Below are 18,594 nucleotides of genomic sequence, written 5' to 3' on the forward strand. Positions count from 1 at the left end.
AGACTATTAATACTAGTTAACCTACTAATAATTAAAGCTCAAAACCCACTTTATTTTATAAGAGTATTGACTAAATGCATCGTCTGACCACTTATCGCAGTTTGCAAGTATTTTTAGTGTTAATGACGATAGTAGGCATGAGCTTTGCGCTGTTTTTTTTACAAAGTCACTTAGGTCTGACCCCTTGTCCGCTGTGTATTTTTCAGCGTATTGGTCTGATGGTAATGGGTGGTTTTGCATTGATTGCCGCCCTATTTAATCCTAAGTCTAAAGCGATTAGATTGATATTATGGCTGGGAAGTTTAGCGGGTATTGTGTGGGCAACAGTGATAGCGGGGCGTCATGTTTGGCTACAACATCTGCCACCTGATCAAGTGCCCTCTTGTGGTCCTGGTCTTGATTACTGGCTTGATACTTTGCCTATGAAGCAAGTGCTTAATGAGGTTCTAGCTGGTTCTGGCGAGTGTGCTTTAGTTGACTGGTCGTTCTTAGGGCTGAGTATTCCTGAACTGTCTTTAATTTTATTCAGCTTTTTGTTAATCGCTCATATACTAATTTTTTGGCGCATTATTAAACCTCGTTAGTAATAGTTATGGCGCTAGATCTTATTGATAGCAATAACTAACCATTCATCAATAAGCGCTCGTTAATGGGCACTTATTCATAAGCTTTTTATCTAAACCTCTGTTTAAGACAACTATCCATCCAATTAGCAGCTACGTTAGAACTCGCTGGCGAATATTTTTGCTTAGCGAGTATTTTTGCTTAGCCAAATTAGATTACATAGCAAGATTGAGCGGCAATAGAGACAACAAAAACAACACAGAAACCACAGTGGTATTTGTTACCTTATAATGATTTATTATTGTCTAAAATGCTTAAATAAAAACGTCTGTTGTTCATCTACTTTGTAATTATAAAGTGATATGAATTTGAGCGATTTTAACTCGATATAGTGATGTTGATTACTAGAATTATGCGGTAATACTCAGCTAATAACTGCAAAGTATGGACTGCTAATTGCCTACTACTGGTGTGATAATGAAACATTATTATTGTTCTCAAAGGGTCACGACTAGGCTTGCTCCTATTAATAAGAGCTTTGGTCGCCTAGCGTTGTCTCTATCTTTTTGTGTAGTGCTGTTTGGCTGCGATAGTCAATCGACCTCTACGGCTGCTGCAGAAGACAAAATAGCGGCTAAGGCCAATCAGGAAATTACTGCAGAAATAGCCATTCAAGCCCCAATATCTACTAGCCAAACTGATGACCACGAAGGTACTTCGCTTTTAGATGCCGCTAGCAATGATAGAAAACCTGTAAAAAGAAGCGCGCCGATGATTTCAGAAAAACGCGCTGACAGTGCCTTGCAAGCGGTATTAATCGGTGATTACATGGGGATGTTATCTTGTAAAAATTGTGAAGGGATTAGTTTAACGCTTAATCTGCGTGCAGATGGAACTATGCAAAAGACCAGCTTTTATAGAAGTCCTCAGCAGATCAGGCCACCGGTGGTTGAGTCTGGTATCTATCGCCAAGATGATAATATGATTACTGTGGTCTATGATGAAGAGAACGTTGAGAATTATGTTATTCAAGATAATCATCTAGTGCTATTAGATGCTGATAAACAACCTGATCCTGATTACACTTTATCGCGTAAATAATAAGCTGCTTTAAGCGCTCGCTAGTTAGCACCTTTATTTAAATTATGTTTTATAATAATTTTTACTGGTTTTGCTGCTAGGGTTCAAAAAAACTCTATTCTCATTAACGCCTTACTGACGCTTTGTTACTAGGCGTTTTTTATTGGCTAGCTATTAGAGAAGTTATTAATGAGTTACAATAACTCGGCGGTGTTGCCGTGTCGATTAGAGCAGTGTGTACTAATGACTATTCAACACGCCCTAAAATATTTTATCGTACTACAATCTCATTGCTATACCCTTATCCCATACATCCATTTCATTTAGCGCGGTACATCAATGCATATTCATATTCTTGGTATTTGTGGCACTTTTATGGGGTCATTGGCCCTACTAGCACGTGGCCTTGGTCATACAGTGACTGGCTCAGATGCCAATGTCTATCCTCCTATGTCCACCCAGCTTGAACGTGCTGGTGTGATCATTAACGAAGGCTACTTAGTGCAACATTTACAACCAGCCCCAGATTTAGTAGTAGTGGGTAATGCAATGAAACGCGGCATGGATGTGATTGAGTATATGTTAGATACAGGTCTGCGCTACACTTCAGGCCCACAGTTTTTGTCTGAGCAAGTATTGCAGTCGCGTCATGTGATAGCGGTCGCTGGTACTCACGGTAAGACCACGACGACGACGATGCTAGCGTGGATACTCCATTATGCAGGTATAGATGCTGGGTTCTTGATCGGTGGCGTGCCTCTAGTCAATACTACTGATGAGCATTTACAACAAGTATTCGCTCATAGTAGCTACTTAGGAGCAGAGTCTTTAGAGACGGCCGATACTCAGTCAGCGCTTGACGGCTACTTTCTCATTGAAGCCGATGAATATGATTGTGCGTTCTTTGATAAGCGTTCTAAGTTCGTTCATTATCGTCCACGTACCGTTATCTTAAACAACCTAGAATTTGATCATGCTGATATTTTCGCTGATTTAAATGCTATTCAAACCCAGTTCCATCATATGCTACGTATGATTCCTAGTACTGGCAGAATCATCATGCCAGCGCAGACGGCTAGTTTAGAAGATACTCTAGCTAGAGGCGTTTGGACGCCTGTTTGGCGTACGGCGATAACCGAACAACAGGCCGGCGCTAATAAGTATAAGCAAGGTGAAAACCTTAAAGAAGCTGAAAATATCGATTGGCAAGCAGAGCTGATCAACGAAGATGGCAGTCAGTTTAAAGTTAGCTTTAATCAAAATGCCAGTAGCAGCAGTAGCAGCAGTAGCAGTAGCAGTAGCAGCAATAGCAATAGCAATAGCAATAATGACAATAACCGCTCTGATACTAGTAGCGATGCTCAACTATCTGCTAGCGTCGACTGGTCAATGAGTGGTATTCATAATGTTAATAATGCTTTAGTAGCGATAGCCGCCGCTTATAATGTCGGTGTCGATATTACTACTGCTTGTGCCGCTTTGTCGGCCTTCGCTGGTATTAAGCGTCGTATGGAGCTGATTGGTGAAGTTAACGATATTTTAGTGTTTGATGATTTCGCTCATCACCCAACGGCTATTAATACTACTTTAGATGGTGCTAAAAAGAAGCTGACCGGCAGACGAGTTTGGGCCATCATTGAGCCGCGTAGTAATACTATGAAAATGGGTATTCATCAGGATAGCTTAGCGCAGTCAGCAGTGCTTGCAGATCACACTTTATGGTATGAACCTGCTGGTCTTGAATGGGGGCTTAGAGAGGTTATCGAGCAAGCTAACTTAAATACTACTGCTAATAACGTCGATGAAAGTATCAGTGAAAATACAGATAGTCGCCAACCTAAGCAACAAGTCCTAAGCAGTGTAGAAGCCATTATTGAATACCTTTGCACTCATGCGCAGGCAAATGATGCTATCGTCATTATGTCGAACGGTGGTTTTGAAGGGATTCATCAGCGTCTATTAACCGCGTTACAGTCACCATCTGCCTAAATTCAATAGCTTGAGACTTACTAGTGAAGGATTAGTGGCTAATTTCTTATAAGATTGCTACTGAAATAGCAGTAGCTGTAAATAATTGGCCACTACCAACAGCGTCATTCTTTTATAAGGATGGCGCTGTTTTGCAATCGGCTTATGATACTAGTGCTGACTTATAGCAACATACAATCCTTACCCCTATTAACCTTTTTACTGCTTCTGTTACTCGCCATTTACGTACTTTACTTGAAAAATAGCAAATACTTAGTTTTTCTCACATAGCCCCTACACAGGTAACATTTTGCACTTACTATTGATCTTGCCGAGTGTTTACAATAGCTTTATCAAATTTATAAACTTAGTCTTAAAGTAAACCACACTAAAAGTAATAGAAAATTAATTGAATTTTTAGTTAATAATATTAAATATTAGGAGAATAATAATGAGCTTTATTTGGATGATTATTGTAGGGTTAGTTGCCGGTCTATTAGCACGTGCCATTAAACCTGGTAACGACGCTATGGGTTGGATTATGACCATCATTTTAGGTATCGTTGGTGCAATGCTAGGTGGTTTTGTTGCCGGACTTATCGGTATCAATGCTGATGGTGGCTTCACAGGTCTGATCTTCTCAGTAATCGGTGCAATTCTATTGCTATTCTTGTATGAGATGATTATGAACAGACGCCGTATATAATTGGCTGCTGTTGTATTAGTTTTGACTACGATATATCGTTAATTAAAAATATTAAGCTCTCAGTAATTAGTCTTAATTAAATAGTTATTCGTTTAATAAAAGGACCTTATCTCTATAAGGTCCTTTTTGCTTTTAGCGACTTGTGTTAGCTACTTAGACCTATATCATCAGTTACTGCTAGCAGATGTTGATAAATATTACTTTTGTCCCCATTTACTTTATAATAAACCCCCCGTTTTATTAGTATTCCCGTCTGTCCGTATTTTTGAGGTGAGCCGTATGGCATTACTCCCGATCTTAAACTATCCTGACCCACGCCTACGCACTCTTGCTAAGCCGGTCAAAGAAGTCAATGATAAAATAAAAACCTTAATCACTGATATGATTGAGACTATGTATGACGCTGAAGGCATTGGTCTTGCAGCATCACAAGTTGATCAGCATATTCAACTGATCGTCATGGATTTGTCTGAAAACAAAGACACTCCAATGGTGTTTATCAATCCAAAAGTGACCCCTTTAGTAGAAGAAAAGCAGCCATACGAAGAAGGCTGTCTTTCTGTGCCTGATGTTTACGATAAGGTTGAGCGTCCTATTAAAGTACGTATCGAAGCTTTGGATGAAAACGGTCAAGCTGTAGATATAGAAGCTGAAGGCCTGCTAGCAGTTTGTATTCAACATGAAATGGATCACCTAAATGGGGTTATCTTTGTTGATTACTTGTCTAATCTTAAGCAGAATCGTGCCCGTGACAAAGTGCGTAAAGTACTTAAGATTCGTGAAAAGCAGTTAGAAAATCAGGCACAGCCTAGCAATGTCTAACGACCTGTAAGGTTATTTATCTTTAGTAAAATTAGCGTTTGTTTCTGACAATGAGTCTAGTAGCTGTATTTAAGGCTTACGTCTGGTGCCTAATGCGGCTTAGGGTTGTCAAAAAATAGCGCTGGCCAGCTATGCACTTCATTGACTATCTGCGTAATTTCATCTTTTATTAAAGGTCTTGCTATATGATCAAAATTGACCAATATTTTGACCCTGCCAGTTGGCAAAAATTCACTAAAGCTGCTCAAGGCCGTGAAACTCCGTTTTTGGTGGTTGATTTAAGCCGTATCAAAACTCAATACAATGAGATGGTTGGGCTATTTCCGAAAGCTAAGATTCATTATGCAATGAAAGCTAGCCCTGCGGTTGAAGTGATTAATCTACTTGCTGATTTAGGCTCGAACTTTGACTGTGCTTCTGTTTATGAGCTGGATCGGGTACTTAATTGTGATGTTGATGCCAGCCGAATTTCTTATGGCAACACTATTAAAAAAGCTAAAGATGTCAAATATTCCTATGAAAAAGGGGTACGCTTGTATGCCACTGACTCTGAGGCTGACCTAAAAAACATCGCTGAATATGCCCCAGGCTCCAAGGTATTCGTACGTATTCTAGTACAAGGTTCAGATACTGCTGAATGGCCACTATCACGTAAATTCGGCTGTCACCCTGATATGGCAATTGATTTACTGATTCAAGCACGTGATCTTGGTTTAGTACCTTATGGTATTTCTTTCCATGTCGGCAGTCAGCAAAAAGACGTCGCCGCATGGGATGATGCGCTTGCTAAAGTTAAGTATATGTTTGACTGGATGAGCAACGAAGAAGGCATCAAGCTACAGATGATTAATCTGGGTGGCGGTTTTCCTGCTAATTATCTAAGTGAAGTCAATCCGATCCAAGTTTATGCGCAAGAAGTAAAGCGCTATCTGACTGATGATTATAATGAGCAAGATATGCCAGAAATCATTCTTGAGCCTGGTCGCTCATTAGTGGGTGGTTCAGGGGTATTAGTGAGTGATGTGGTACTGATATCTCGCAAGTCGCATACCGATTTGGTGCGTTGGGTCTATACCGATGTCGGTCTGTTCCAAGGCTTGATTGAGACTTTAGGCGAAGCGATCAAATATCCGCTCTATACGCCTAAAATGGAAACTTCTACTAATGCAGGCACTGTGGTATTAGCAGGTCCAACTTGTGATTCTGCTGATATTATGTATGAAGAAACTGGCTATCAATTGCCGCAAGAGCTAGAGATTGGCGATAAGATCTACTGGCTTACTACTGGTGCTTATACTAATTCTTATTCTTCTATTGAGTTTAATGGCTTTCCGCCATTAGAAGTAGTCTACGTTGATTAATCCCTGATCAATCGTGGTCAATAAAAAGCGCGGTGCTGTTATTAATAGCATCGCGCTTTTTTATTTGAAAAATTTAGCAGTATTAAGTCAAGCACTAGTCATTAAGACCCAACACATCTTGCATGTTATATTGACCGGCTTTTTGTTGAACGATCCAAGTAGTAGCTCGAACAGCACCAGCAGCAAAAGTCATGCGTGCTCGTGCTCGGTGAGTGATTTCCACCACTTCGCCATCAGCGATAAACATCACCGTATGATCGCCGATGATTTCGCCACCACGAATAGCATGGATACCAATAGTTCCTGGTTTGCGTGCGCCTGTCTGCCCTTCTCGTCCGTACACCGCCACTTCTTTTAAATCCTGACCACGTGCTTCAGCCACAGCTTCGGCCATCATATATGCTGTACCGGATGGCGCATCAATCTTATGCTTATGATGGGCTTCGATGATTTCTACATCAGCATTAGTACCAAACGCTTTAGCGGCTAATCCTAGTAGCTTTAGCGATAAGTTAACGCCAGTAGAATAGTTACCAGCATAAACAATAGCAATATGCTTACTGGCCTCGGTCAATACTTGCTCTTGCTGCTCGTTAAAGCCAGTAGTACCAATCACCATAGCGACTTTATGCTCAGCACAAATCTGCATATTTTTCTCGGTAGCTTCCGGCAAGCTAAAATCAATCAACACGTCAATGTCATTAATGACAGCGACTAAGTCATCGACAATTTTTACTTCAATGCGACCTATCGATGCCACTTCACCAGCATCAGCACCAACCAGACTTGAGCCTTGGCGTTCTATAGCAGCGCTAAGAGTGGTCTGCGGATTGTCTTGTACTGCCTCAATCAACATGCGACCCATACGGCCCCCAGCTCCGATAACACCGATATTTATGAGCTCGCCAGCCATTTTTTTATTTAATTTTTTACTCATTTTTATTCCTTAAATTCTAATTTTGGAAAATAATTATTGTTGATAATATTGCTGAATATCATAGCATGAATTGATTTTACTGCCTTTAGCAAAAATGCTTATTAGAAGAACTTGGCTTATAAGACTATCAGTCGTTAGTTTTTATCTCAGTGAAAATAAAAAGCCCCATAGTTTCACGTGAAACCATGGGGCTTAAGATAAGAGCTTTTTGCAGTCTGCTGGCTAGTCGAACAAGTCACCAATCTTTTTAAAGAAAGACTTCTTGTGCGGTGACTGCTTATGATGACTATCGCCATCTAAAGTATCTTGGAACTGACGCAGTAAATCTTTTTGCTCGCGATTTAGATTAACTGGGGTCTCAATGATTACTCGGCAGATCAAGTCGCCTTTCATAGTCGTACGCACTGGCGTTACGCCTTTGCCACGAACACGTAGCAGTTTACCACTTTGAGTACCTTCAGCGATTTTGATATTTACTTTGCCATCTAAGGTAGGAATTTCGACTTCTTTGCCGAGTGCGGCATCAGTGATACTCACTGGCACATCCATATATAGATCGGCGCCTTGGCGAGTGAAGACATTGTGCGGCTTAACCCGTACTTCAACGTATAGATCACCGTTTTGTACTCCTGCACCGCCTGCTTCGCCTTCACCTGCTAGACGGACGCGATCACCATCATCTACGCCTGCTGGAATAGAAACTTCTAGATTGCGAGACTTGTCTTTAACACCATTACCATGACAGTCAGGACATGGGTTTTTGATTTGTTTACCAGAGCCGCCACACTGTGGGCAAGCTTGCTGTACCGCAAAAAAGCCCTGTTGCATACGGACTTGACCTTGGCCATGACAAGTTTGGCAAGTGACTACATCTGAGGCATTTTTAGCGCCTTTACCATCACAAGTGCCACAAGGCGCTGGTGCCGTAAAGCTAACTTCTTTTTTGCAGCCACGTACCGCTTCTTCAAGAGTGAGCTCAAGCACATAGCGCAAGTCCGAACCTCGGCGTGAACGACTACCGCCGCCGCCACGAGATTGGCCAAAGATATCGCCAAAGTTCCCAAAGATATCGCCAAAGATGTCTTGGAAGTTGCCGGCACCTGCACCGCCAAATCCGCCACCACCCATACCGTTTTCAAAAGCAGCATGGCCCATACGATCATATGCTGAGCGCTTATCGCTATCACTCAGGACTTCATAAGCCATAGAGGCTTCTTTAAATTTTTCTTCTGCATCAGGGTCATCAGAGTTGCGATCTGGATGATATTTCATCGCCAGTTTACGATAAGAGCGTTTGATCTCTTTACTGTCTGCAGTCTTGCTGACGCCTAATACCTCATAAAAATCGCGCTTACTCATGGGTTCTCCTCTTGTCATTATCGAGCCACCGACTGGCCTATTTATTGACCATAACCTCAGTCATGTCATCAACGTCCCTATTTATACAGCACTATGCTCACTAATGTTTCACATGAAACGTAGTTATAGAGGCTATAACTGCTTATGCTTTAATTACAGTATAAAATAGGGTTTGTTTTATGAATGCTGATAGCTGATTGATGGGATAATGATTAATCAAATCAATTAATAAAAGTTTGCGCTCTTAATGGAGATGCTGCACTGATTTATCAAGCGCTCGGCTGATGAATTTTTATATTAAACCGCTATAACCTCATTAGTAGCTATTCAAATCTGTCAAAAACCTCCTAAAGAGAGGCCTAAGTGAGCAAGGTATATCTTTACTATTGTTATCGATGTAGAAAACATTTTTGTCAGGATACTGTTTTTATTTAGGCTTAACTGTATCAAACTTAAAAAACAATAGTTCCTGACAGTCAACATGATGGGCATCGTGATAGTTGACATGACAGACATCGTGATAATTAACATGACAGACATCTTTATAATTGCCAGCTCACCTCAGCTATTCGTAGCTGTAACACCTCTAGTCGTGCTAATATTTATCGCCCTATTGCTGCACAAAAAACTATAGACACCTGTATAAGAGAGCACTATTTATGAAAAAGCTGATTGCATTGATTATGTTACTGATAGTCATCGTTGTAGCTGTATATGCGGGATCACCTTACTATAGCGCTTATCAATTAAAAAAAGCTTACGATGCTAAAGACGGTGCCACTATCGCTGCGGCGATTGATTATGAGCAACTGCGCCCTAGTATGCAAACGCAGTTGACTAGCAAGTTTGCTAATACTATGACTTATTATCCGCTAGTTGCAGAGCTGGGTGGCGAGCCTCTTACTCAAGCTGGTAATACCTTTATTACTCAAGCAGTAGACGGGGCTATCAACGCAGAAAATATAGAAAAACTTATTAATACTCAGGGCCAAGCCAATACTGCTACTAAGGAGCTTGCCGCTGCTTGGGCCATTGCTAGTAATCAGGTTGATCTAAAGAACCTAATTCGTGATTTGATTATCCAACGTGGTGATGTTGATGCTGTAGTGAAGAATCAAATGCAGCAGATCATGGAAAAGCAAGCGGACGAGCTTGAGCAACAAGTGGCGCAAGGCGAAGATAGTAATAAGCCAAGCTTAAGCTATTGTGGTATCAATTGTTTTACTATTAGTGGTCAAGTCAAGGGTTATCCACTGACCATTGAGATGCAACGTGAAGGCTTTATTAATTGGAAAATCGTTAATGTAGTGTTGCCGTAAATTGCTGGTAAAAACCTATTAGTTGATTAATGCTGGTTAACAGCTATTCATTGGTATTAGCAACACTATAAAAACAGCGCCGCATAAATAAAGGTTTATGCGGCGCTGTCGCTTATTGAGGTAGCTAGAAGATCAGCTGATTAGTCTACACCCAAGAATTCTAAGAACTCCGGACTCTCAAAGCTAGCTTGGAATAATACCCCATCATCACGATAGATAGCTGGGGTGGCGATCACAGCTAAGCCAGCAGCTTTTTCACGATTAGGGCTGACATAATCAGTACTACAGCTGGCTGGTGCTGGGGTCATTTTTCCGGTTAACATAGCTTTATCTAAGGCAAGGCGGCGACTGCTATCATCTGCCTGACACCAAATTCCACGCATTTGGTTAGGCGACTGCTCATAGATAGGATAGCCAATAGTTTTTACCGTCACCCCTTTTTTATTGAGACTCTGCATCTGCTTGTGGAGCAAACGGCAGTACGGACAATTGACATCAGTGGCTACGTAGATTACGGCTTTTTCAGCGCTAGTAGCTGGATAAGTAATCAGTTGCGCTTGATCTAAGCTGCTAAACACCGACTGGTTTTTTAACTTTTCAAAATTATCATCTAAGCCAGTGAACTGACCTTTATCTATCACCGATATCTCACCATCAGTCACATATTGTCCATCATCCGATATTAAAAACGGCACACCCTCTAGCGTTGCACCCCAAATCACACCAGGTACTGCGGTGTAGAAGAATGGCGTCTTGGCACTCATATTCTTCAGCGCACTCATATTAGCCAGCATAGAATTTTTAGTAGCAGCGCTAATAGGCTTACCTGTTTGGGTACTATTGCTACGCACAGGGATAGTATTAACCAGACGCTTGCTAGGATTTTTTTGTAGCTCGCCTTGGATCACGTATTTGCCATCAGCAGTAAGGTGCAGTGGGGGCTGCCCTACTAAATCAATTTGATACATATTCGGTAACTTTGAGGGAGTGATAGCCACAATCTGGGTTTTGATACCGACTTCAGTCAGTACTTTACGCAAATGCGCATCAACAGTACTGCTCACACTAGTAATTACCTTAGACGCAGTTTGCAAGTTTTGGCTACTGCTGTTAGTCGGTGTGGGTTGAGCGCAAGCACTAGTTGATAATAGTATAGCGCTAACAATGGCGAGGGATTTGAATGCAGGTAGTTTCACAGAAAAGGTCCTATCAAATTTTAATAAATAACAACTTTTTTAATCAGCATTGAGATAAGCGTCAACTATTAACAGCTATAAATAGTATATAAAAAAGTAGAATAAATAGATGATAAGACTGTAGCACAGTAGTTTATTTTTATAAGGGCTGAGCCTAGGATAGATGGCTTAGTTTGCAAATATGCTACTTGAGCTTAAGAGACAAGTAACAGATGCTAAGAATTTAGGATAACTAACGGCTGATGATGTACAACTAATAGTAGTTTATGTTTAATAATCTTTGGCTAATCGTTCCTAGCTGATAGTTCCTAGCTAATAGTGACTGACAAACAATAACGGCAGCTCGTTCACATCATTAGAGAACGGCTGCCGTTAGTTTTAGAGAAATCTAGTAAAACTTATTAAAATTTAGCGACTTCTTCTGCTGTCAAAAAGCGACTATCGCCTTTTTCTAGACCGTCTAAAGTGATATGACCGACACTAGAGCGATGTAGCGCCACTACTCTGTTGCCAAAGTAGCCCATCATGCGTTTGACTTGATGATACTTACCTTGCTCTAACGTCAGACGGGCATGAGTCTCATCGATGAATTCAAGTACTGCTGGCTTAGTCTCTTCATGATCACCCTCTAGTAAGATACCTTCGGCAACCTCAGCTACTGCATTCGCTTGCGCTTCACTGTCCATAGCATCGGCTAACGTAAGCTCATAGACCTTGGCATGTTCACGTTTTGGACTAGTGACACGGTGTAACCATTTACCATCATCACTAATTAGCAACGCCCCAGTAGTATCCACATCTAGACGACCGGCCATGCGCAAGCTGCCGCTTTCTGGCACTGCAATCAACTCAGTCACGATAGGATGATCTTTCACTTTTAGGGTACATTCAAAGCCTTCAGGCTTATGCAATAGAATGTAGCGATTGCCAGTAGCTACTGATAGTGGCTCATTGGCCCACATGATTTCGTCATTGACGATATCGACATGCAAGCCGACATCTTTGATGACTTGGTCATTGACAGTGACTTCGCCGGCGTGCAAGATTCTTTTTGATTCTTTGCGTGACAGCTCAGTGGCTTTACTAATAAATTTATCTAAACGCATGCTATTTGCTACCTTGGATATCATAATGTTTTGTTATAGTGGAGAATAAATTGATCCTGTACCGAATATTGGCAACAGCGATAATAAAACAAGTTTAGCATATTCAACCTAAACCTAGGTATATCACCTAAAAGATTACTAGTTATAAAACACTAAGTTATTGAACTATGAGTTATCAAACCTTACAAAGCGCGGTTACTGCCCGCCTTGAAATCAAAAAATCTGAATTCATCACTTATGCTTATCCAGTGACTTCACGTGAGCAAGCTATGTTTCACGTGGAACAGATGCGTGAGCAATATGCTGATGCGCGTCATCACTGCTGGGCTTATATTATTGGTGATCCTGATAATACTACTAGTGCTGGCTTCGATGATGATGGCGAACCGAGTGGTACTGCTGGCCGACCGATACTCAATGTTCTACAGCATAAGTCTATTGGTAATATTATTGTCATTGTGGTGCGCTATTTCGGTGGTATCAAGTTAGGCGCAGGCGGACTGACACGGGCCTATGCTGGCTCTGCACAAGCGGCAGTCGATGCTATGCAACTCTGTCCCTATGTGCCTATGACGCAACTACAAATCCTAGCGCAGTTCGCTACTGAAGGCCAATGTCGTTATATAGTTGAGAGCTTAAACGGCACTATCGACTCGGTGGATTATAGTAAAGAGGTACGGTTATCAGTAACCATCGCTGAGGCTGATATTGAAGCCCTTAAACAACGCCTTGCTATGGATGGGCAGGTTTTAACAAGTGCTGAGTAGGGCGTTCACCAAAAAATATTGGAACCTTGCTCATAGATTAGTATGATAGTGAGTAACAAAAGCGCTAGCACCTTGATGTTTATTTTAAAATTTAATTGATTCGCTATTATTGTTTCACGTGAAACCTTATATATAAATCCATTTGAATAAATTCATATAGTAATCAGCTCGCTCCCTCTTATTTCACTCCACCATTTTCGATGCCCTTCTATGAATAACTTTATCTACAATGAATTCAAGCCCCCGTTTTGGCTAACTAATCCACATCTACAAAGCATTTTGCCTAAGTTTTTTGCGCCAAAAACGCCGACCTACAGACGTATTGTCAAAAAAGACTCGCTGGCTGAGAGCGATATCGCTTATGATTTTTATGATGCTCATCCAGTAGCTAGCAGCACTAGTGAAATACTTGAGCAGACGCCTCTGATCGTATTGTTCCACGGTATGGAAGGTAGTAGCGACAGCCATTATGCGCGCGCATTGGCTCATCAGATGCATGCCCAAGGCTGGCACTTCGTAGTCGCCCACTTTCGTAGCTGTGGTGGTATTCCTGCCAGCGGTCGAGTATTTTATAATGCTGGTGATACTGCCGAAGTGCATCACACCTTACAGACCTTAGCTCAAAATTATAGCAACATCTATGCCGTTGGCGTCTCGCTAGGCGGTAATGCGCTGGCTAAATATATGGGAGAGTATGGCGATAAGGCTTTGTGTTTAGGTGCAGCAGTAATCTCCGCTCCAGTAGATATGTCATCAGCGGCTATCACTATGCATAGCTTCTTGAGTCACCGCATTTATACGCCTTATCTGCTCAATCCTATTATCAAAAAAGCACTAGCAAATGAAATTAGCGCAGAGGAGATAGCTTCTATAAAGGCCGTCAATCGCATTAGTGACTTTGACGATATCTTCACCGCCCCTAGGCATGGCTATCGCTCTAATAATGACTATTATTACTCATCCTCTGCCCTGCCTCACTTGCGGAATGTGACTCGTCCCTTACTGCTTATCAGCGCCAAAGACGATCCCTTTATTGGCTTTACCGCTACCGCAAATGATGTCTCTGACAGCGTCACTATTATCGAAACTGCGCACGGTGGTCATATCGGTTATTTGCGTTATCGCTCTGATAAAGACAAGTCCCCTCACCTCTATAAAAAATCAAGATTCGATATCAATTGGGTACCCGAAACCGTTAGTGCTTATTTTAATTATATTGGCGTGGCCTCTATTAAGTAGCAACTAATAGGCAATAGACGCCTACTTGCTACCGCTCTACTCCCAAAAATCTAATACCTTTATGTTTGTTGAGATCTGTTATGTATCCTTTTATTCGTTATACCTCCACTATCATCAACGCTATAGTACAAGTCAAGAAGGGCAATACCTTAAGCTTCGATGACGTTAGCGAGATTACTCTACGCTGTCGTTTGACCGATATCGATAATTTTTTAGAGATGAATAACGGCCGAGTGTTGACCCTTTATGACATGGGTCGTACTGACTTTGCGGTACGTACTGGACTTGGTAAGCAGCTGCTCAAGCAGCGTTGGGGTTTAGTAGTGGCTGGCAGTACTATCCAATATCGTAAGCGCATCCGTGCCTTTCAAAAGGTAACTATGAAGACCAAAATCGTTGGCTTCGATGCGCGTTGGATCTATGTAGAGCAGTCTATGTGGGTCAAGGGCAAACCTTGCTCATCGGCGCTATTACGAACGGGTGTTACAGAAGGCGGTAAGGTAATTGCCACTGAGCGTGTGCTGGCAGCTTTAGGTAGATCAGATTGGGATAAACAACCTGAGCCGTGGGTACAAGATTGGATAGATGGTGATAAGACTCATCGTTGGCCGCCTATGGGTTGAGAGATTAGAGCCATAATTTAGTTATTCTAAATTATGGCTCTACACATTATCTAAGCATACTTAAATCGATACTCTTCAACTTTTTGTAATATCTCATCTACCGTGCCCTTTAACTCTGAACCCATACGTAAATACTCCTGATGACGTTCGTCTTTTAACAAGAAGACTGTAGCGTAATAAATGGGTTTAAATTGTTCTTTTAGATGTACGAAACTATTAATTAACTCATAAATCATCTCTAATTGACCTTTCTGTAGCAAAAGTATTAGCAATTTTTCAAATAAATCAAATGACATTGAACTTTCTTCAAACTTAAACTCTTTATTTTTCAATATTTCTATACTGTTTTTAAAATTCTCGAACTCATCAAACCATAACTGTATATGTGCTTGGAAAACCATAAATATAGCACTATCGAACTTTGCTTCTGAATTTGTTTCATTAACTATTATTCTACCAATATTTTTTGCACTCGTATAATCTGTGTCGACTATGTTTACCAATAGCATTAAACGACTCATGGAAGATTTTGCTGATTCTTGAAGAATATTAGAAATTACTTTATCTTTTAACTCTATATCTTTACTAAAAAACTCATAGACAATGTCTGATACTATTAATTTTTGAGCAGAACCAATATCTAATTTTAATATTTCTTCAATATTATTTTTTGCATCCTCATATTTTTTAAGTTCTACATTGGAGAAGAAGCTTTCTAGATTGCTCTTATAAACGTCCCATTCTTCAGATTTAATTAAATTGCTATAGTATGGGTCTAAGAAAATATTTACGCCAGCTTTTAAAGTTTTGTCTATATACTCACTAGCTAGCAAAGCATTTATGTATACTTCCTTAGTTCTTTGTAATTTAAAACCGTCAGCACCATCTAAGTCTATATAAGGCATAGCTATTTCAGCCAACTTAATATTTAGCTCATTTCTATCATACCAACTCTCTAAAAACCTTGTGAGCCACAAAACACGACGCTTATCCTTTTGATTACCATAGCGCATGAGATACCAAATATTAAAAAACCTTTCTTTGACAATATACAGATGATTTTTGGTATTGGTTTCTATTTTATCCACTATCCATTGCTGTTGTAGCTTTACCAACTGCGCTGATACCGTCTTACTTGGCAAGCGAGTTTGTTCCGCGATTTCTTTAGTACTCATCGCATCCCAGTTCATCGCTATCACATGTACGATAGCTTTTTGTTGGCGTGATAAATCATCCATTCGATGTTTATACAAAGGCGTAGTTTTATCAATCGTTTCTTCTAAATAAGCGTAACTATTTTCTTTTGCACCTTCCATAATAATCTGGAACAGTAATACTATAGTACGAGGTACGCCATCAGTAAGACGTCTGACCGCTTCAATACGTTCAGGATGCTTAGTAATAATCTCTTCTATAGTATTTACGGCGTCTTCACTAGTTTGCTTTGCCAAAGAGCGTAATAGCTCATGCATTTCTATTTCATTAATTGGCTTTAAATTAACCAGTTTAAAGAATTGGTAGAAAGGTGCTGCACCATCGAAATGAGCTTCAAGCAATTGGCTAGAGCCACCAATAAGACGGATCTGTGGATGTAAACTTAGAACTTCACGAAGCTGGGCATGTTCAATTTCATCAAAGTCTTTGAATAACTCGCCTAAATTATCAACGAAGACAATAATTTTCTGCTTGTTCTCGTCTAAACTATTTTGTATCAAATCCCATGCTACCTCAGCACTATCGTCTAAGTTAGAGATTTGCTCAAATAGCTCTGCGTATAAATCAGAATTCTGCTCCGCAAGCTTTTCAGCAATACGTAACCAAAAAGTAAATAGCGATAATATGCCATATTCTTCTTCATTAAGTAGAATAGGAATCAGCCATTTATTTAACTTTTCATCTTCAGCAACTTCGTGCGCTAGAAGTGATAGCAACGTAGTCTTGCCAGCCCCACGCACACCTTGAATAAGATAGTGTATCTCAGGATATTGCATAGAGCCTGTCTGAATATCTTTCCAAATACGCTGATACTCTTTTTTACGTATGCTAAATCCAGCTTTTAACACTTCACTATCAACATTCTGCGTGTTGTATAGCAATACTGAATTACTCACAGGCATGATAGTATTAGCTTCCATAGCGACCCCACCAGCGTTTTAATAGAGGAGAAGTGAATTGGTAAATATCGTCATCTGGTTGATAGAGATAACCGTCATGTAAGAGACAGTTAATAACGTATCTACTGTTTATAGTGTCTTTAAAATCACTATGCTGTGATAAATTAAATATCTCTCCATACGTCACATCAGTATTATCTCTGCTAACTAAGTCTAAGACTTGTTTGGCGTAACTACGCTCACTGCTTTCTAAACGATTTAATCTATCACGCCAATGAGAAAAAACTGTTTTCATATCTGGGCTGAATAGGTTGTCTATAGCTACCTTTATATCGCTATACTCTATCTGGCGTTCTTCCTCATCAAAAATATCAATAAGCTGACTGCATACTAGCCCTAAGTAATAAGGCATGTTCCAACCTACGCCATCAATAATAGCTTGTTGAGCCTCTATATTTAAAATAATATTGGGGCAATGTTTTTTGAGATAAAAATTTATGAACTCCATAGCTTGAGCATCTTTGAAAGGTCGGACACTCATATTGACCAACATATTAATCAAATCAGTAACGGCAAGCTTCTCAGCTAATGTATCTAGTCCTATCGAGCCTGTTAATATGAACTGAACTTTTTCATTGAACTCTGGATCCTGACATAATGCACGGATGCCTGACAAGAACTGTTCTACCCCTTTTTTACCCTGTTCTTCAGATATTCTTTCAAGCACATCAGGAAATTCGTCAATCGCAATAATGATAGTATCTTCACTTAATTTTAGACTCTCATATAATACATCTCGAATCATTTCATAAGTAATTAGCTTAGGTACACCTTTATCTTCACCTAATTCAACTTCGAGATTGGTTGGACTAACTGATAAGCTAAAGTTAATACTCCTCGCCCATTCTGAAAGCTTATTCTTTATTTTTTCAGATTTTTTAATGTGTTCGGAGCGGTATATTTCGCGTAGCATTTTTTGATAAAAGCTTTGCTCACTATCACAAGCTTGCACAAAAACATATATGACAGCATAACCTGAGTTGGGATTATTCTTGATATGAGTAATCATAGATGATTTGCCTACTCGTCTAGGCGCAAGCAACAATATATGAGCACCGTCTGACAAATGTCTCCATAGCTTTTTTTCATCAGCAGGTCTTGGAAAATAATCGTCACCTGTTACTATATTTCCTGTACTCATATCTAAATTCCTATTTGACTACAAAGTTATAGTCATAATACTTAACTACAAATCCATAGTCAAAACTTTTAACTACAAATCTGTAGTTAACTCTGTTGAAAACAGCAAAGGGTGACTTGGGATGCGGTTTAGCCCTGATTGTAGCGGATATACTTAGCTCGACACTGTGTTGCGGGGACTTAGGCAGGCGAGATATCGAGACAACAGGAGCACGACTGCCTATTAGTCACCG

Annotated in this window: 16 protein-coding genes; 10 read left to right on the plus strand and 6 right to left on the minus strand. The window is 40.4% G+C overall.

Annotated elements, in window-relative coordinates:
• Positions 1 to 74 precede the first annotated feature (74 nt).
• From KZA12_RS08520 to KZA12_RS08545, 6 genes are all read left to right on the plus strand, one after another.
• Positions 75 to 584, plus strand: a complete 510-nt coding sequence (locus KZA12_RS08520; protein ID WP_218689942.1) for a disulfide bond formation protein B — start codon at positions 75 to 77, stop codon at positions 582 to 584.
• A 457-nt stretch (positions 585 to 1,041) separates the two neighbouring features.
• Positions 1,042 to 1,665 (plus strand): copper resistance protein NlpE N-terminal domain-containing protein, encoded by a 624-nt coding sequence (locus tag KZA12_RS14905; RefSeq protein WP_256932897.1) that lies wholly within the window; start codon positions 1,042 to 1,044, stop codon positions 1,663 to 1,665.
• A 318-nt stretch (positions 1,666 to 1,983) separates the two neighbouring features.
• Positions 1,984 to 3,633, plus strand: coding sequence for a Mur ligase domain-containing protein (locus KZA12_RS08530; RefSeq protein ID WP_218689943.1), 1,650 nt, complete (start codon positions 1,984 to 1,986; stop codon positions 3,631 to 3,633).
• Between the two features lie 430 nt (positions 3,634 to 4,063).
• Positions 4,064 to 4,318 (plus strand): GlsB/YeaQ/YmgE family stress response membrane protein, encoded by a 255-nt coding sequence (locus KZA12_RS08535; RefSeq protein ID WP_216581581.1) that lies wholly within the window; start codon positions 4,064 to 4,066, stop codon positions 4,316 to 4,318.
• Between the two features lie 279 nt (positions 4,319 to 4,597).
• Positions 4,598 to 5,140 carry a peptide deformylase gene (gene def, locus KZA12_RS08540; protein WP_201623425.1) on the plus strand — a complete coding sequence of 181 codons (543 nt, stop codon included), beginning with the start codon at positions 4,598 to 4,600 and terminating at the stop codon, positions 5,138 to 5,140.
• A gap of 185 nt (positions 5,141 to 5,325) precedes the next feature.
• Positions 5,326 to 6,501: a type III PLP-dependent enzyme gene (locus KZA12_RS08545; protein ID WP_218689944.1), complete on the plus strand. Its 1,176-nt coding sequence runs from the start codon at positions 5,326 to 5,328 to the stop codon at positions 6,499 to 6,501.
• Positions 6,502 to 6,595: 94 nt separating this feature from the next.
• On the opposite strand, the gene dapB is transcribed toward KZA12_RS08545, so the two are convergent.
• Both dapB and dnaJ read right to left on the minus strand, forming a co-directional pair.
• Positions 6,596 to 7,438 (minus strand): 4-hydroxy-tetrahydrodipicolinate reductase, encoded by an 843-nt coding sequence (dapB, locus tag KZA12_RS08550; protein ID WP_218689945.1) that lies wholly within the window; start codon positions 7,436 to 7,438, stop codon positions 6,596 to 6,598.
• Between the two features lie 222 nt (positions 7,439 to 7,660).
• Positions 7,661 to 8,797 (minus strand): molecular chaperone DnaJ, encoded by a 1,137-nt coding sequence (gene dnaJ, locus KZA12_RS08555; RefSeq protein WP_201623422.1) that lies wholly within the window; start codon positions 8,795 to 8,797, stop codon positions 7,661 to 7,663.
• 659 nt (positions 8,798 to 9,456) lie between these two features.
• On the opposite strand from dnaJ, the gene KZA12_RS08560 reads away from it, so the two are divergent.
• A complete protein-coding gene (locus KZA12_RS08560; RefSeq protein ID WP_201623421.1) occupies positions 9,457 to 10,116 on the plus strand; it encodes a DUF2939 domain-containing protein in 660 nt (219 codons plus the stop codon).
• A gap of 140 nt (positions 10,117 to 10,256) precedes the next feature.
• Here KZA12_RS08560 and KZA12_RS08565 read toward each other — a convergent pair whose 3' ends face one another.
• Positions 10,257 to 11,312, minus strand: coding sequence for a disulfide isomerase DsbC N-terminal domain-containing protein (locus KZA12_RS08565; RefSeq protein ID WP_218689946.1), 1,056 nt, complete (start codon positions 11,310 to 11,312; stop codon positions 10,257 to 10,259).
• A gap of 401 nt (positions 11,313 to 11,713) precedes the next feature.
• Positions 11,714 to 12,418 (minus strand): pseudouridine synthase, encoded by a 705-nt coding sequence (locus KZA12_RS08570; RefSeq protein ID WP_201623419.1) that lies wholly within the window; start codon positions 12,416 to 12,418, stop codon positions 11,714 to 11,716.
• A gap of 167 nt (positions 12,419 to 12,585) precedes the next feature.
• Between KZA12_RS08570 and KZA12_RS08575 the strand changes: the two genes are divergently transcribed.
• From KZA12_RS08575 to KZA12_RS08585, 3 genes are all read left to right on the plus strand, one after another.
• Positions 12,586 to 13,185 (plus strand): YigZ family protein, encoded by a 600-nt coding sequence (locus tag KZA12_RS08575; RefSeq protein WP_218689947.1) that lies wholly within the window; start codon positions 12,586 to 12,588, stop codon positions 13,183 to 13,185.
• A gap of 210 nt (positions 13,186 to 13,395) precedes the next feature.
• Complete coding sequence (locus tag KZA12_RS08580; RefSeq protein ID WP_218689948.1) at positions 13,396 to 14,424, plus strand: YheT family hydrolase; 1,029 nt, start codon at positions 13,396 to 13,398, stop codon at positions 14,422 to 14,424.
• Between the two features lie 80 nt (positions 14,425 to 14,504).
• Positions 14,505 to 15,047 (plus strand): acyl-CoA thioesterase, encoded by a 543-nt coding sequence (locus tag KZA12_RS08585; protein ID WP_218689949.1) that lies wholly within the window; start codon positions 14,505 to 14,507, stop codon positions 15,045 to 15,047.
• Between the two features lie 50 nt (positions 15,048 to 15,097).
• On the opposite strand, the gene KZA12_RS08590 is transcribed toward KZA12_RS08585, so the two are convergent.
• Positions 15,098 to 17,182 (minus strand): helix-turn-helix domain-containing protein, encoded by a 2,085-nt coding sequence (locus KZA12_RS08590; protein ID WP_218689950.1) that lies wholly within the window; start codon positions 17,180 to 17,182, stop codon positions 15,098 to 15,100.
• Positions 17,172 to 18,362 (minus strand): hypothetical protein, encoded by a 1,191-nt coding sequence (locus tag KZA12_RS08595; protein WP_218689951.1) that lies wholly within the window; start codon positions 18,360 to 18,362, stop codon positions 17,172 to 17,174. The genes KZA12_RS08590 and KZA12_RS08595 overlap by 11 nt, the downstream gene beginning before the upstream one ends.
• Positions 18,363 to 18,594: the final 232 nt, after the last annotated feature.

The organism is Psychrobacter sp. BF1 (assembly GCF_019279065.1).
GTDB classification, from domain to species: Bacteria; Pseudomonadota; Gammaproteobacteria; order Pseudomonadales; family Moraxellaceae; genus Psychrobacter; species Psychrobacter urativorans.

What these genes read in the sequence shown, in the direction of transcription:
- KZA12_RS08595 (WP_218689951.1), bottom strand. Translation starts at nt 18,362, where the DNA reads ATGAGTACAGGAAATATAGTAACAGGTGACGATTATTTTCCAAGACCT.
- KZA12_RS08545 (WP_218689944.1), top strand. Translation starts at nt 5,326, where the DNA reads ATGATCAAAATTGACCAATATTTTGACCCTGCCAGTTGGCAAAAATTC.
- KZA12_RS08530 (WP_218689943.1), top strand. Translation starts at nt 1,984, where the DNA reads ATGCATATTCATATTCTTGGTATTTGTGGCACTTTTATGGGGTCATTG.
- KZA12_RS08590 (WP_218689950.1), bottom strand. Translation starts at nt 17,182, where the DNA reads ATGGAAGCTAATACTATCATGCCTGTGAGTAATTCAGTATTGCTATAC.
- def (WP_201623425.1), top strand. Translation starts at nt 4,598, where the DNA reads ATGGCATTACTCCCGATCTTAAACTATCCTGACCCACGCCTACGCACT.
- KZA12_RS14905 (WP_256932897.1), top strand. Translation starts at nt 1,042, where the DNA reads ATGAAACATTATTATTGTTCTCAAAGGGTCACGACTAGGCTTGCTCCT.
- KZA12_RS08585 (WP_218689949.1), top strand. Translation starts at nt 14,505, where the DNA reads ATGTATCCTTTTATTCGTTATACCTCCACTATCATCAACGCTATAGTA.
- dnaJ (WP_201623422.1), bottom strand. Translation starts at nt 8,797, where the DNA reads ATGAGTAAGCGCGATTTTTATGAGGTATTAGGCGTCAGCAAGACTGCA.
- KZA12_RS08570 (WP_201623419.1), bottom strand. Translation starts at nt 12,418, where the DNA reads ATGCGTTTAGATAAATTTATTAGTAAAGCCACTGAGCTGTCACGCAAA.
- KZA12_RS08560 (WP_201623421.1), top strand. Translation starts at nt 9,457, where the DNA reads ATGAAAAAGCTGATTGCATTGATTATGTTACTGATAGTCATCGTTGTA.
- KZA12_RS08535 (WP_216581581.1), top strand. Translation starts at nt 4,064, where the DNA reads ATGAGCTTTATTTGGATGATTATTGTAGGGTTAGTTGCCGGTCTATTA.
- dapB (WP_218689945.1), bottom strand. Translation starts at nt 7,438, where the DNA reads ATGAGTAAAAAATTAAATAAAAAAATGGCTGGCGAGCTCATAAATATC.
- KZA12_RS08575 (WP_218689947.1), top strand. Translation starts at nt 12,586, where the DNA reads ATGAGTTATCAAACCTTACAAAGCGCGGTTACTGCCCGCCTTGAAATC.
- KZA12_RS08520 (WP_218689942.1), top strand. Translation starts at nt 75, where the DNA reads ATGCATCGTCTGACCACTTATCGCAGTTTGCAAGTATTTTTAGTGTTA.
- KZA12_RS08580 (WP_218689948.1), top strand. Translation starts at nt 13,396, where the DNA reads ATGAATAACTTTATCTACAATGAATTCAAGCCCCCGTTTTGGCTAACT.